Source organism: Altererythrobacter sp. KTW20L, assembly GCF_023501975.1.
Lineage (GTDB): Bacteria > Pseudomonadota > Alphaproteobacteria > Sphingomonadales > Sphingomonadaceae > Alteraurantiacibacter.
In genome coordinates, this window is the sequence record NZ_JAMFLH010000003.1 from 47377 (window position 1) to 60408 (window position 13032).

Genomic DNA, 13032 nt, shown 5'->3' on the forward strand with positions numbered 1-13032 from the left:
ATGAAATCCAACAAATCGACAAAGCCGCTGCTGATGCTGCCCGCTCTGAAGGGCAAGATCGGAAAGTGGTTTTACTATTCAACCCTTATGAAGTTTTCAGAAGTGAAGACCTATATCAGTCTCACTACCGATTTTTACGAGAACAAGAACCTTTCAGACATGATCCAACGAGCGATTGACACCAAGCGCTCGGAGAAGATTGCTGACTACATACAGCAAGTGCAGGAGCGTTTTTTTCCATCGATGGTTATTGCCGTTTACGAGGGAGCGCCAAAGTTTCACGAGTTCGACGTCAGTCCGAAAGGCAATGGCGCGATGCCGTCAGTCGATATTTCCAAATCTCAGGCGTTCGGATACCTCGAACTGAGCGGCGATGAAATATTGTTTCCCTTGGACGGCCAGCATCGGTTGAGCGGCATCAAGAAGGTTCTGCAAAGGATCAAGGATGATCCAAAAAGCGAAATTCCCGATGATGAACTCTCGGTCATCATGATTGGTCACGAGCCAACCAACGCGGGCCGGCAGAGGTCGCGACGCCTCTTTACCACTCTCAACAAGCGGGCCGTGACGGTAAAAATCAGCGAGATTATTGCGCTCGATGAAGACGATGTTATTGCTATTGCCTGTCGGCACGTGGTTGAAGACCTAAAGGGCTGGAGCCAGGATAAGTTCGTTTCACTCAAGTCGAACGCCGCCCTGACCGTCGCCGACGCGCAATCCTTTACCTCGATCATTACGCTCTACGAGTGCTTTCGCGTGATCTTCATGGCGCTGGTTGAGAATCAGCCGAATGAAAGCAACGCCGAAAAGAAGGATCGTCTGCGTTTTAATCGCCCGATGGACGCTTGGCTCGATGTCTATCTAGCAACTGCGGATGCCTTCCTGAGTCAGATTGCCAAAAGGTTTCCCGAAGTTGGGCAAGCCCTCGAAGCAGGCGATGTGACAACCATCATTAACCAGCATCGCAAGGGCGACGGCGGACATGTGCTTTTTCGGCCACGAGGTCTGTCGATGTTTGCCGAGCTCGTTGCCGCATCGATTAGCTGGGACGGAGCAATTACAATAGAAGGTAAGCAGGCCGATCCCAAAAAAATCAAACGCCTTGCAATCAAACGTGTTCGTGAAGGTGTCGATTATTTTTCTGATATTGAAACCGATATTACCAAGCGTCCCTACCGAGATTTGTTCTTTGAGCCAGTCTCCCAGCAACTCCGCCCGGGTAAGATGCCGCTTGTGCGTGACCTACTCCTCTATAATGGCGAGTTGGTCAGCGAGCGCAAAATAAAGGCGATGGAAAAGCGACTTGAAAGCCAGATGGGTGAGCACATCGCGCTAAAAGACTTTTTGGCGGGCTAGGTTGGGCCGCAATCGCAGCTTCAATCCGCTACACATAGTTGCCCAGACCCCCCTCTCCAAAATTAGGGGAGGTTTCTCGATGCTCAAATCAATTTTCGCAGCAACCTGCTGGTTGACGCCTCTCAGGCCGGGGTAAGAGCGTCGCCGATCAGGGCAACATAGTCGCGTAGAAATTCCTCGATCGAATAAGGCTTGGTGTCGCGCTTCTGTGCTAGATATTCAAACCCGCCGCTGGCATAGGCATTCATGCGCTTCATGCCGTGCTCGGTCAGTTGATTGTTGCCATTCTTTGCATCGACAATGTCCTTGAACAGCCCGCGTACCGACGTTTTCTCGGTAACGTCGATGCCCTTATATTTCATCTCTGCGATGACGAGTAAACCGATCAGTAGAGTGCTGGCCGACTTATAATCGTCGATGAAATAGTCGATGAATTCCTTCGAGCCTGCGCCAGTGATGTGCGTTTCGCTCGAGCGACCGCTTGCGAAGCCAGCCATCAGGCAGAAATAATAGAGGTCAAATTTTGAGCGCACATGCTGAGTTTTCTCGATTTCCGAGAACCAAGCCTCAGCGTCGGTGCGCAGTCGAAACATCGCCATGGATCAGGCCTCCTTCTCGTCTTTAAGGCCAAAGCTCATGAAGTAATCGCGGTCCTCCACAAGCACCGCGCTTTCAGTCTGAACGACGCCTGTGACAGGCAGGCCGGGGAGCAGGCGCGCAGTACCGTCGGTCTTTCGGAACATCGTCAAAAACTTGACCGTTCCTGCTGCCTTTTCGAGGGGAAGAACAAAGCCCGGTCGCTCGGTGTTGATCGTAAAGCCAACAAATTGCGTGCAGAGCGACGGGATCAGTGCTGCGATATTTTCGCGGACATCGCCATCAATCGGGTTAGCCGGGCTATCGACGACCAGTGGAAAATTGTTGTTGCCACGGTTGAGCACGCTCATCAAGAATGTGTAGCCAACCGACAGTGTTTGGCCGACGCTTGCGCCATCCTGGCCAGCTAGCCTGAGCGAACGGTCGATCTTGGAAATTTCGAGCGGGTCGTTGATCAGGATTTCCTTGATGCGCTGGTTCGCCTCGACCACGAGTTCGTCCCGGATCTGACCGCGCGCAATCGTAGCGGCGCGAAACAAGATATCCTTCAGGATGTCGGTCTGCTTACGCAGCGTCACGGTTTCGGTGATCTCGGCGATCTTCGCGCTCACTTCTTTAAGCTTGCGCTCAATGAGCTTCAGCGAGAAAATCGGCTTGTCGTCGGGATGGCCTTCGCCTGCAATTGAGTCGATGACCGCCCGAAATTCCGCATGCTTGCTCTTATGCTCGTCGAGCGCAGCTTCCCATGCCTTAAGCTGTTCGTCGCCCTCGTCGATGAGCTGCTGTTTCAAGGTACGCACAAGCTGTTCGGCTTTGTGCTGGGCACGGCGGGCAACACCGAGCGAGCGCAGTTGCACAGCAAGCTTCTCGTCGGGCGCATCCTCGCCCTGGCTCGCAGTGAACTTGTCGATGTCGGATTTCAGTGCGTTAATCGTCCCGGACTCGTCGGCGTCAAGATACCGCTTGGAACGAGTGGTGATTTCATGCCGGGCACCGGAGGTCATTTCGCGGCCGCAAATGCATTCGGCTTCGTTGATCAGCTCCTCGAAGAACTGCGCGGAGGTGTTCTCCGGCAGCCGCAGCAAGTCGAGATTTTCCTTGAGCTCGACGAGCGAAGCGCCGAACGCTGCATTCATTGCAAGTGGCATGCGGATCGCGGTCATCGCGGCACTGGTGGCGGCGAGCAAGTCGCGCTCGGCTTCGCCGAGCGCATTGAGCGCGGTCGCGTGTTCGGCCTGGGTAGATTTCATGCTGGCGAGGCGCTGATTGATCTTCGCCTCAAGGTCGGCAATCTCCTTGGAGTGGATGCCGATTTCGCGCGAGGCGTGAGAGTCCATCTTTTGAAGTTCGTCGCGGCGCTTGATTAAAGCAGTCTGCTCGTTGAGATACCGTTGCAAGCCGCTGTCGGTCTTTGGGCCGCTGGCTTTCGAGCGCCGTTCCCATTCCTCCTCGGCGAACTGCGATACTTCGCCGAGTAGATACAGTTGGCAAAGGGCATCGATTGCCCGGTCCGCCTCGGCCTTCTTGGGATCGAACAATTCATCCGCAAATTCGCCATCGAAGATAAACAGGCGCAGGAATTCTGGCGAGAGAAATTGATGTACTTCGGGGGACGGAGCCCAGCCCGTAACAATACCGCCACTACCGACGTTGGTGGTGCGATAGCGCGCGACGCCATTCTCAAAATCAAGCGTCAGCTCGAAGGTCAGCGGCCGACCATTGACGAGCAACTTTACGATGAACTGGCCCTCGGCTCGGGTGTCGTGCCGGCGGCGTAGTCGGCGAACCTGGTCGGGCGTCCAGCTGGCTGCTTCATTGCTGAGCGTCGCTTTGATTAGCTCAAGGGTGGTCGTTTTACCTGTGCCGTTGGGCATCTGAATGAGCGCGACCTTCGCTGGCTCGCCATTGCGATCGAGTAAATCGATCTCGATATCAGGCGTCCGAAGGCCACTGCTGGACCAGCCGGCAAGATCAATCCGCATCGTCAGCCCCCGGCAGCAAGACGGCCTGGCGCACATCGTCGTAGAATTGGCCGCGAGCATCTCGGCTCAGCTCACTGTCGCTCATATTGGTCAGCCAGGCGAGCAGGCGATTGGCGACCGCGTCAGGTTGCCCAGCCTCCTTGGCTGCAGCTTTGAGCGCGCCGGCAAGCGCAGGGTCAAGCGCCATCGTTCGGATCCCTTCTGGTCATGGCAAGGTCGGTCAGCCAGGTGCTACGCTCCTGGTCGGCATTTAGGAAGGTGTCGCCGGGCGCGGCTGGACGAACAAAGTCGATCACAAGTGCCCGCTTGCCGGGATCGGCGGGATCGGTTCGCAGCACCCGGCCGATCCGTTGGATCGTCTCAAGCTTGGCGCGGGCCGAAGCAAACAGAACCACGGTCGACAGTGAGCGGATGTCAATGCCCTGGCTGATGCGATGGCAAGTGATCAGACTGTCAATTTCGCCATTGGCGAAGCTGACCAGATGGGCACGGTCATCATCGGCATAATAGGTCCGATAGCGATGCGTATAGCGGTCGATGATTGTCAGGATCTGCGCGCCGTACTCCTTGGTCTCGACAAACAGAATCGCGCGGGTCAGCCAGTCTGAATGATCACGCAAATGATCGGCGAATACCGACGGCTTCATTTCAGCAGTTTTGTAGATCTTGGCGATTTCGGTCCACAATTCTTCATCGCGCATGGGATTGCCCTCATGCGCACGCGCAGCCTTCTTGGCATAGACGGCCGACAAGCGATCGCGGTCGCCATCGGTCAGGTCATAAGGAAGCGGCAGATAGTCGAATTCGCTCAAGACGCCGCGGCGAATTGCAGCTTCGAGCGGAAACTCAAACAGGGTCGGTCCCAACGCGGACTGGATGAATGCGTTACCTACTGAGTCGTAAGCGCGGTCTGGCGTGGCGCTCAGGCCTAGCTTCCAAGTGAATGCGTTGTGGGCGCTGTCGAGATTGCGCACGAGCGACGGTGTTCCAAGACCGTGCACTTCGTCGTGGACGATGAGCATCTTCGCCTTCGCCTTGTCGGGCAGCCGTGAGAGGATTTTGTGGAGCTGCTCGCGCGAGATGACGAGAAGCGCATGATCCGGGTCGAGCGCGAATTCACCGAGCTCATGGTGACGTTCGAAATGCTTGTACACCAGCCAGGCCGGCTTTTGCCGTAGTGCCCAGCCATCGAGCTCGGCGGCCCATTGGTCGAGCAGGTCGGTCCCATCCATGGTGATGATCGCGCTGTCGATCTGTCCCTCGGCGATGAGCCGGTCGAGGATCTTAATCGCCGTGCGGGTCTTCCCCGTGCCAGTTGCCATTTCGAGAATGCCGGCGCGCGCTTCCATGAAGGCATCCACAGCATCATCTTGGTGCCGCCAGCGCGGATCCGGCGCGCTCGGAGCTAGTGTCGACTGATTGCGAAGGCCCCGCGGTGCCCGAGCACGGAGCCGTTCCAATACCTCGCCTTTGGGCGCGAGCACGCTCAGGCCTTCCGCCAGACCGTTCCATGCTTCCTCGAATTGCTCGCATTTGACCGCGACCCGCTCGGTCTCGCCCGCGAGCCAGCTACGATAGACATCGATCGATTCATAGTTGCGGCGGTGTCCGCCTAACGTCTCATTGGCCGAACCGGTAAAGGCCACCGTTCGATTTTCAGAAAAGTCGAAAATGCCAATCTTCTCGTGGAAGATCCCTGGATCATCGACATGTTCGGCAAACGCGAAGCGCAGCTCGAGCCGTTCATTCGCGACAAGCCAAGCAAAAATCTGCGCGCGCAGGCCGATGTCCGACGGAGTCTCGATAAGAGCAACGATCGTTTCGAGCACCTTTTCGACGACTATCGCACGGTAGGCATCGCGCTGCGCTGCCGACCCAAGACCGCGCAGGGTATCGCGGTCCTGTTCGGACAGCTCGGGCGACGCGATCAGCTGGATCTTCAAGCCATCCTCGAGAGCTAGCCGTGGCAAGGCGTCAGTCCAACTGAGCAATGCCGAGGTCGAGAAATAGCCGACAGCACGTCGATAGCGGCTCGCCTCTCGCATACATGGCTGAAAGAATGCTGCGGAAAGATCGTCACGGCCACTACGATAATGGCCTTTGAGCTGGTCGATTGCGGTCATGATACGAGGTGACTCTGTCTCATTCATCGAGCAGCCATTCCGCTGTTGCGTCGCGGCGGGCCACTTCTGTCGTGCGGCGATGTTCGCGCATCAATCGTGCGAACAGATCATCCTCATCCTCATCCTCATCTTCGGCTTTGCTCACTGCATCCGCCGAATGTGCGGAGGCTTCTCCAAACAGGGAGGCGACGTGATCCGGGGTCGTCCAACCAAGTACGGACGATGCCGCGGCCATCGCCTCGGATCGCAATGCCTGGCCCAGCGCGCTCTCCCAATCGAGATTGCCGGTTTGCATGCGCGCCAGCGCAAGTTCGTCGGCTAGGGTATCGGCCCGTTCGGTCGCCGGGTGCGCCATCAGCAGCAATTCACCGTCCTGACCCTCCGGGAGCGAGACGCAGTCTAGTGCGAGCATGAGCGCCAGCAACCCTTGGCCGCCTGCCGCATCGAGCCGGCGACCCATCATTCGATTGACCGCGAGCCAGTTGAGATTGCCGCGCTCGCGGGCAATTCGGCACGCGGCCAAAACTCGGTCTAATCCTGGTCTCGGCTCGGGATCTGGAATCTTGCCTGACACAGTAATCTCGAAGCGGCCTTCGAGCGCCCGATGGCGGCGCCAGTCTGCCTGAACCGTCTCGGCCACTGGCCAGTGGTCAATCGACGCAACCGCCAGTAGCGAGTGATAGAGCTGCGGAGGCGCATCGAACCGCGCCCAGCTGCACAAGCGATATTCCGCCGCTGGTGTCCACAGGCGGTAGGTCCCCCATGGCTCGCCGGCCTTGCGGCCGAAGGCATAGGCCCGCGCCTGGGGCTCGTTGAGCAAATAGGGCAAATCCCCCGACAATAGCGCCTCTTCGTCAAGCCGATGCTCGTTGAGGGCGAACACACTGGGGAGGACGCGGAGGAACAGGTCGGGTCGGCTGACCATCACCGGGGCGACACTGTTGCGCGACCGGCCTGGCTCGAGGATGGCGTCCGCATCCCGGTAGAGCTCGACTACCGCTGTCGGCCCTCTGCTGCGAAGCGCACCCATCAAGGAGCCGGCGATCGTAAGCGGGTCGATTGGCTCTGGAGATCGCGGCTCAGCGAGCGCTTGCGGCAATGGGTTGTCTTGCGGGCCGCTACCTACCGCCAGCCACAGGCCGTCTTCAACCTCCAGAAAAAGATGCGGAGCGATGTCCATGACGATGTCGAAGTCGCGCAGCGAACACGGATCATCGTCGAACGCTGCAGTATAGGCATCTTCCAGTTCATACAACGACATTGACCCACGATGCGCGCACAGCAGTCGATGTAGGCGGGTCATCCGACGCAAGCGGGCACGGGGGCGCTGGAAGAACAGGTAGCCGTCAGCCATCGCGAGTTCAGTCTCGACGCAGACCGCGGCTGCGATCACGGCCGCTTCGTGACCAAGGGCGAGATCGTCAATCGCGATTGGCAACGAGCGTTCGTCAGCAATGCGGCGAAGTTCGGTGCCGAGGGCCATGACCGCTCCGGAATCACAAGAATTGGCAACGAAGCCGAACCGCATTGCGACGCTAGTCTGCGAAAGCCATTGGCCTAGGCTTAACCCCGCAATATCGAGCGCGAGCGACAACTGCGCCGGCAGTTCGCGACGGATCTGATAGCTGTCATGCGCTGGAAGGAACGGCACGGCACGCTCTTCCCAGAAATGTTCGGACGCCGTGGCGAGCAAGGCCCGGAGCGGCGCGCCATCCAGCTTGGCCGAGAGCTTTCGTAGCGCTTTTGCTTCGATCTGCCGGATACGCTCACGCGTGACCGCATAGGTCGCACTGATTTCCTCAAGCGTTTCGACATCACCGTCATCGAAACCATAGCGGCGACGCAGTACCGATACTTCGCGGTCATTAAGCTCCGGCATGGCCCAATCGAGCAGTCCGGCAAGATCGGCATCGCGTGGGGGGCAAGCCGCAACCACCTCAAGGATGCGATTGGCCAGTTCGCGCCGCCGTGGTTCGGGAGTTCCAAACAGGAAAGCGCAATCGTCGAGCAGGATCGCTGGGTCTGAGCAAGTCTTCACCAACGTGCGCACGATCTGAGCCTGGACGAGCGCCTCAAGTTCGACCAGCGACTTGCGTCCGAAATTTTGCTTACTCAGCAGTTCACCGCGGGTTGCTGCCCCACCGGTTAGCAGTTCAGTTAGCGGATTGTTGACCAGTGCTGTGCCTTTGAGCGCGTTGCTAAGTCGTACCGAGATGACCTGACCGCGCATTGCATCAGCATAGGTCAGCCCAGCCAGCTTTCCGAGCAACATGTCCAGGCGTATCGAATTCCTGTCGTCAGACTGAACAGTGCCAGACACTTGTCGGCAGTTCTGCGGTTCGAGCGAGGCGCCAGCGAGAAAGGCGGAGATGAGCGCTTCCAGTTCGGTGGCGGTTCCTTTGCCGAACGCCCACAGCGCCGTCATGAACTTCGCTCGGGCGCTGGGTCCGGCGTCGATATAATCGCCCACCGTTATACAAGGCATAGCCCCTTCGAGAACGCCGCGCTCTATCGTATTGCGCAGTCGTACCGAGACATCGTTTTGCGCCACCAACTGTTCGATGGGCATAGCGCGTGCCGCCGCGACCGCCTCTGCATCCGAGTCAGCTGCGTCGACATACTCAATTTCGGCTGCGCGCTGCTCCATCAGACCACTTGATCCGTCGCCGGTTGTTTCCCGGCAAACTCCTTGTAGGCGCGGGCGAGATAGAAGATGCGCGGGGGCCGACCTTTGCCACGCCCGCCGGCATGATTGGCGACGATCGCATCGACGTCCGCTTCGAGCATGGCGATCGTAAACAAATCTGCCGAGGCTGGATTGAGAGCAAGATCCGAAAGGCCTTGCTCGTCGAGATAGGCGTTGAATGCCTGAATTTTGGGTGCTGCTATGGCCGGGCTAAGCGCATCATCGCCCAGTCGCGCACGGATCTTGTCTATCGACACCAGATCGAGCGCAAGTGCTTCGTCAAATGCTAGCCCAGCGTTGACCGATAAGTCGGCATCCGGGAAATAGGGCCGCATCCGAGCAACGAAATCATGCACGTCAGCGAAATCACCGGTTTGCATTGCCATGCGGGCTATATTCGCGGCAAGCAATCTCGTGATCGCAGCATCACCGGCACGGGTCAGATGCCCAAGCGCCTCAAGCAGTCCGCGTTCAGCGTCGCTTGGTCCCTCGCCTTCTGGCTTGTAGCCAATGTCGTGTTCAATCTCGTTCCAGACATGCGCCATCATAGAGCAAATCTGTATCTCGCAGCTCGCGCCACGCAAATTCTCGTAGTTCCCGACCAGATCATTCTCAGGCAAATGCACTTGGCAGTGCGTCGCGCGGTAAAATTGTCCGGCAGCGGGCTTGAGCTTATCCTTAAGGTCGATATCGATTGCGCCACCATCAGAGCCGCAAAATAGCATCTCGACGGCCTCCGCGACGCGCGCCTCGTCCTCGGGCCGATAGGTTGCGATGCGAACCCCGGCAAAATCGCCGATTTGCGCAAATACATCATCAACGGTGGCAAAATTTTTGTCAGCCCGACGCGAGAACCGGCGAAGTTTTCCTTCGAAACTCTTGACCGTCTTTGTCCGCGAAGTGACTTGGGCGCGGACGGCGTTATCCTCGACAACCGCGCCGCGGCAAAGGTCGGCGACTCTGCTGGCGAGCTTGATATAGCGGTCGCGTTCCCGGTCGTAGCGCGCAACGGCTTCTGAGATTACGGTTTCGCTAATCGGCACGCTGCCCCCCATTAGTACAAAGTGGAGATTCCTCGCCACCCTGTCGACGGCATTTTCCTCTATACCAAGATGAATGGCGAAGCGACTTTTTCAACGAGTTAAAGCGAAAAGCGCACCTCTGCTTTCACACACTGCTCGACGCGATATGGGGATTGCGACAGTATCCTAAGCTTGACAGAGCCTGCCGAGGATTTGATGCGGGTCTCGCGTAGTCGCCATAAGTCCGGCGCACCCTGGCTTCACCGATCTTCGCGATTTCTTCAAAGGGGCGGGTGGCGATGCGGGATGGTGCGTTGTCTGCGTCAAACAGGACAGCAATGCGCGGGGCGCGTGGTTCATTGGACATAGCACTCCGATACCATGCAGGCGTTAAGGCTTTTCTCCACAATAAAGCAATTCGGTTTGCAGTTTGCCGCCCAACGCCATGCGGCCTCTACAAGTATAAACCCTAACCGTCGTCCCAATTTTGACCAAAGCAATGAAATTATATTGCGAATTTGATCGGATTGCCTCTCAATGCCCAAAACATAAAAGGCAGGGGAGAAAGCAGCGTGACGATCGAAGCTCGGCAATTGCGTTACGCAGTTCTCACAGCCGATATGAGCAGTCTGTCCCGCGCCGCTTTGGCTCTGAACATGCGGCAATCGACGCTCAGCCAGCGCGTGACACAGCTGGAAGATCAGCTCGGCATCAAGCTGTTCACACGCTCGAACCGCGGCGCAGAACCAACCGAGATGGGCAAGGTTTTCATCGAGACCGCAAGGCGTATCCTCACCGATATCGACAATTTGCAGACGACGGCGCGGGCGGTCAGCTATGGCGAACAGGGCCGTCTTGCGGTCGGCTACAGCTCATCGTTGATGGCTGGAAACCTCAAACAGACCTTCTCCGACTATCTGACCCGGTTTCCCGACGTCCAGTTCGATGGGGTCGAGGCTGGTCCGGAGAAGCTGATGCACTGCCTGCAATCGCGCACGATCGACGTTGCGGTTGCACCGACCGGGATCGAGGAAAGCGGCATTTGCTCGCGGCGGGTCTGGTCGGATCGTTTGATGGTCACCCTGCTCGATGGCCACAGGCTACTCGAGAACGAACGGATATACTGGACCGATCTTCGCCGAGAAGTTTTCGTTGTGCCAAGCAGCGGCATTGGGCCGATCGTTGCCAATCTGCTGGCGGCGCGCCTTACCGAGCAGGGCTATCGCCCGAACATTATCGTCCAGGACACGAACCTCGAAAGCGTCCTCAGCATCGTATCGGTCGGTCGCTTCATCACCGTTGCGACCGAAGCTTCGCAGGGGGTGACTTGGCCAGACCTCAACTTTCGGGAAGTCCATGATCAGAACGGCACGGCCCGACTTGAGTTCTCGGTCTACTGGCGCGGGGACAATAAAAACCCCGCGCTGCAGCGCTTCTTCACGCTGATCAATGAGCGCTACCCTGTCTGAAGCGTTCTGCGGGCTTTGGCAAAGGCCCGGTCGGTGGTGATAAACCGCTCGAGCATGGCGGGAGCGAGACGTTCGACTGTGGGTGCGCCTTTGGGATCACCGCCGTTCACCGCCACGGCGTAAGCGGCCAGATCCCGGTGCAATTTAGCCGGGATTTCCAGCGTCATCCGCACGGGCTTTTCATCGGCTATGTCGGCCAGTTTAAGGCGGGTCATCGCGGTGCTCCTGTCTGGAATGGCTCGAGGATCAGGTCGCGTGTGACAATGATCCTCAGAGCAAAACCTGGGCGCACGGTCAGGGTTGGCGGCACATTCAACTGCCGCTGCACCACCTGCCGCCCGGTCTGGTTCACCGTATCCTGCGTGCCGAAGCGCAACGCGCGGACAAGGTCGCTGTCGTCACTGGCGACCAGTTCAGTCCCCGCCCCCAGCAGCGTCGAGATGAGGGCGGCTTTGAGCATATTGCCCCAATGATAGTCGGTGCGATCTTCCAATCCGGCCATACCAGCGGCATCGGCGCCCGGCAGGCGGTCGAGCAGGATCGAATGGCCACCCGGCAAAATGAGCCGATCCCATGCCAGCAGCACCCGGTTCTGCCCGGCAGCGACGTCACTGTCATACTCGCCAATGAGCCGTGATCCTTGCGGGATCAGCAGAATGCGGCCGGTCGGGCTGTCATAGACATTCTGGGTCACCTGCGCTGTGATCTGGCCGGGAAGGTCTGAACGAATACCGGTGATCAGTGCGGCGGGGATGATGCTGCCTGATTGCACGACGTGAGGCGATACAAGACGCATGATGCGTTCCGTACTTTCTGTTCCGCGTGTTCCGCGTTGGTCAAGAAATGCACGCCGGTTCGATACTGGCGTGACCGGAGCAGGCTGAGCAGTATCTCCAGTGGCAGCAGCAACGGCAGGTAGTGGGCCAGCAGGCGCGGCGGTGCGATTGTCGCTGGCGCCGGTATTGCCTGCCAGAAACAGCTGACTGGTCCTCGCGCTGTCGCGTTCCTGCGCGGCGCGATCGCGCGCCTGCTGCGCTGCTGCAACCCTTGGATCGGGCGGCTGCGTGCCATTGGCGGGCGGACCGATCGGCGGGATCGGGACGTTCTGGCCGTCCTGCTGGGCAGCGACAATCGGTCGCCCCAGATCCCCTGGAAGCGGTGGCCCCAACTTGGGCACGTCAGCGTAGTTGGCTGGTGCGCCTGTCGACCCCGGCAGCTTCTACCGCGTCAATGGCCTGGAGCACTTGGGCGACCTTGGGCCAGCCTTCGATATGCAGCAGGATTTCACCGCCCGGGCGCACGAACGGCAGCGTCGTGTAGGACTCGCCGGGCGTCGCGGCGGTGACGATGTCGATGCTGGAGTGAACCGTTCCGAAGTCGTTCGACAGCCAGCGCACAAACGCAAAGGTTGTCCCAGGACGGAAGCCGACGATGCGCGTGCGGCGGTTGATGATCCGATCAGTCGCGATACGCCCGAAGCGGATCCATTGCTCGTAGCACTTCTCGATCCAGGTCAGTTCGACCTCGGTCAATGCGCTGCGCGGTTGCGGTCTGGCGGCAGACCGATGCAAAGCCGGGCTGCTCATGATTGCCGTCCCGGCCGCGAGTGCCGAGCGGCGATACCAAGGGCTGGAATCGCGAGCGCCGCGCCAGCTTTTTCCACAGACGGCAAAGCCGTTAGCAAGAATCCGAAGGATTCTTCTCTATTAGCATTGTTAGAGAGCAGCCGATTTGTCGCAGATTTCTGCGGGTTTCCGGCAGAATCCGGTTTCCGATAGGCCGAGGATCGGGTTTTCG

The 13032-nt window shown here is 58.4% G+C and carries 9 protein-coding genes and 2 pseudogenes; 2 read left to right on the forward strand and 9 right to left on the reverse strand.

Annotation, left to right across the window (positions count from 1 at the left end; translation table 11 throughout):
- The gene (locus M3P36_RS03340; RefSeq protein ID WP_249700729.1) at positions 1–1356 is read left to right on the forward strand and encodes a DGQHR domain-containing protein; all 1356 of its coding nucleotides are present in this window, start codon (positions 1–3) and stop codon (positions 1354–1356) included.
- 122 nt (positions 1357–1478) lie between these two features.
- Here M3P36_RS03340 and M3P36_RS03345 read toward each other — a convergent pair whose 3' ends face one another.
- Genes M3P36_RS03345 through M3P36_RS03370 form a run of 6 tightly spaced genes read right to left on the reverse strand, consistent with a single transcriptional unit; the run spans position 1479 to position 9787 of the window.
- The gene (locus tag M3P36_RS03345; protein WP_249700731.1) at positions 1479–1955 is read right to left on the reverse strand and encodes a hypothetical protein; all 477 of its coding nucleotides are present in this window, start codon (positions 1953–1955) and stop codon (positions 1479–1481) included.
- A gap of 3 nt (positions 1956–1958) precedes the next feature.
- Positions 1959–3935, reverse strand: a complete 1977-nt coding sequence (locus M3P36_RS03350) for an AAA family ATPase (protein ID WP_249700733.1) — start codon at positions 3933–3935, stop codon at positions 1959–1961.
- Entirely contained in the window at positions 3925–4122 is a 198-nt protein-coding gene (locus tag M3P36_RS03355) for a CxC ATPase DNA modification system associated small protein (RefSeq protein WP_249700735.1), read from the reverse strand. Before M3P36_RS03355 ends, M3P36_RS03350 begins: the two co-directional genes overlap by 11 nt.
- Positions 4112–6058, reverse strand: coding sequence for a DEAD/DEAH box helicase family protein (locus tag M3P36_RS03360; RefSeq protein WP_249700737.1), 1947 nt, complete (start codon positions 6056–6058; stop codon positions 4112–4114). Before M3P36_RS03360 ends, M3P36_RS03355 begins: the two co-directional genes overlap by 11 nt.
- A gap of 19 nt (positions 6059–6077) precedes the next feature.
- On the reverse strand, positions 6078–8705 hold the full coding sequence (locus M3P36_RS15300) for a sigma factor-like helix-turn-helix DNA-binding protein (RefSeq protein WP_502798352.1): 2628 nt from the start codon (positions 8703–8705) through the stop codon (positions 6078–6080).
- Positions 8705–9787 (reverse strand): GTP pyrophosphokinase, encoded by a 1083-nt coding sequence (locus tag M3P36_RS03370; protein ID WP_249700739.1) that lies wholly within the window; start codon positions 9785–9787, stop codon positions 8705–8707. The genes M3P36_RS15300 and M3P36_RS03370 overlap by 1 nt, the downstream gene beginning before the upstream one ends.
- Before the next feature lie 551 nt (positions 9788–10338).
- Between M3P36_RS03370 and M3P36_RS03375 the strand changes: the two genes are divergently transcribed.
- Positions 10339–11235 carry a LysR family transcriptional regulator gene (locus tag M3P36_RS03375; protein WP_249700741.1) on the forward strand — a complete coding sequence of 299 codons (897 nt, stop codon included), beginning with the start codon at positions 10339–10341 and terminating at the stop codon, positions 11233–11235.
- Here M3P36_RS03375 and M3P36_RS03380 read toward each other — a convergent pair.
- The 3 genes and pseudogenes from M3P36_RS03380 to M3P36_RS03390 all read right to left on the reverse strand — a co-directional run.
- Positions 11223–11450 carry a DUF2274 domain-containing protein gene (locus M3P36_RS03380; RefSeq protein WP_249700744.1) on the reverse strand — a complete coding sequence of 76 codons (228 nt, stop codon included), beginning with the start codon at positions 11448–11450 and terminating at the stop codon, positions 11223–11225. The genes M3P36_RS03375 and M3P36_RS03380 overlap by 13 nt on opposite strands.
- Positions 11447–12439: pseudogene (locus M3P36_RS03385) on the reverse strand (TraB/TrbI/VirB10 family type IV secretion system protein); the annotation flags it as partial. The gene M3P36_RS03380 and the pseudogene M3P36_RS03385, both read right to left, overlap by 4 nt.
- Positions 12438–12821: pseudogene (locus M3P36_RS03390) on the reverse strand (DUF2840 domain-containing protein); the annotation flags it as partial. The pseudogenes M3P36_RS03390 and M3P36_RS03385, both read right to left, overlap by 2 nt.
- Positions 12822–13032: the final 211 nt, after the last annotated feature.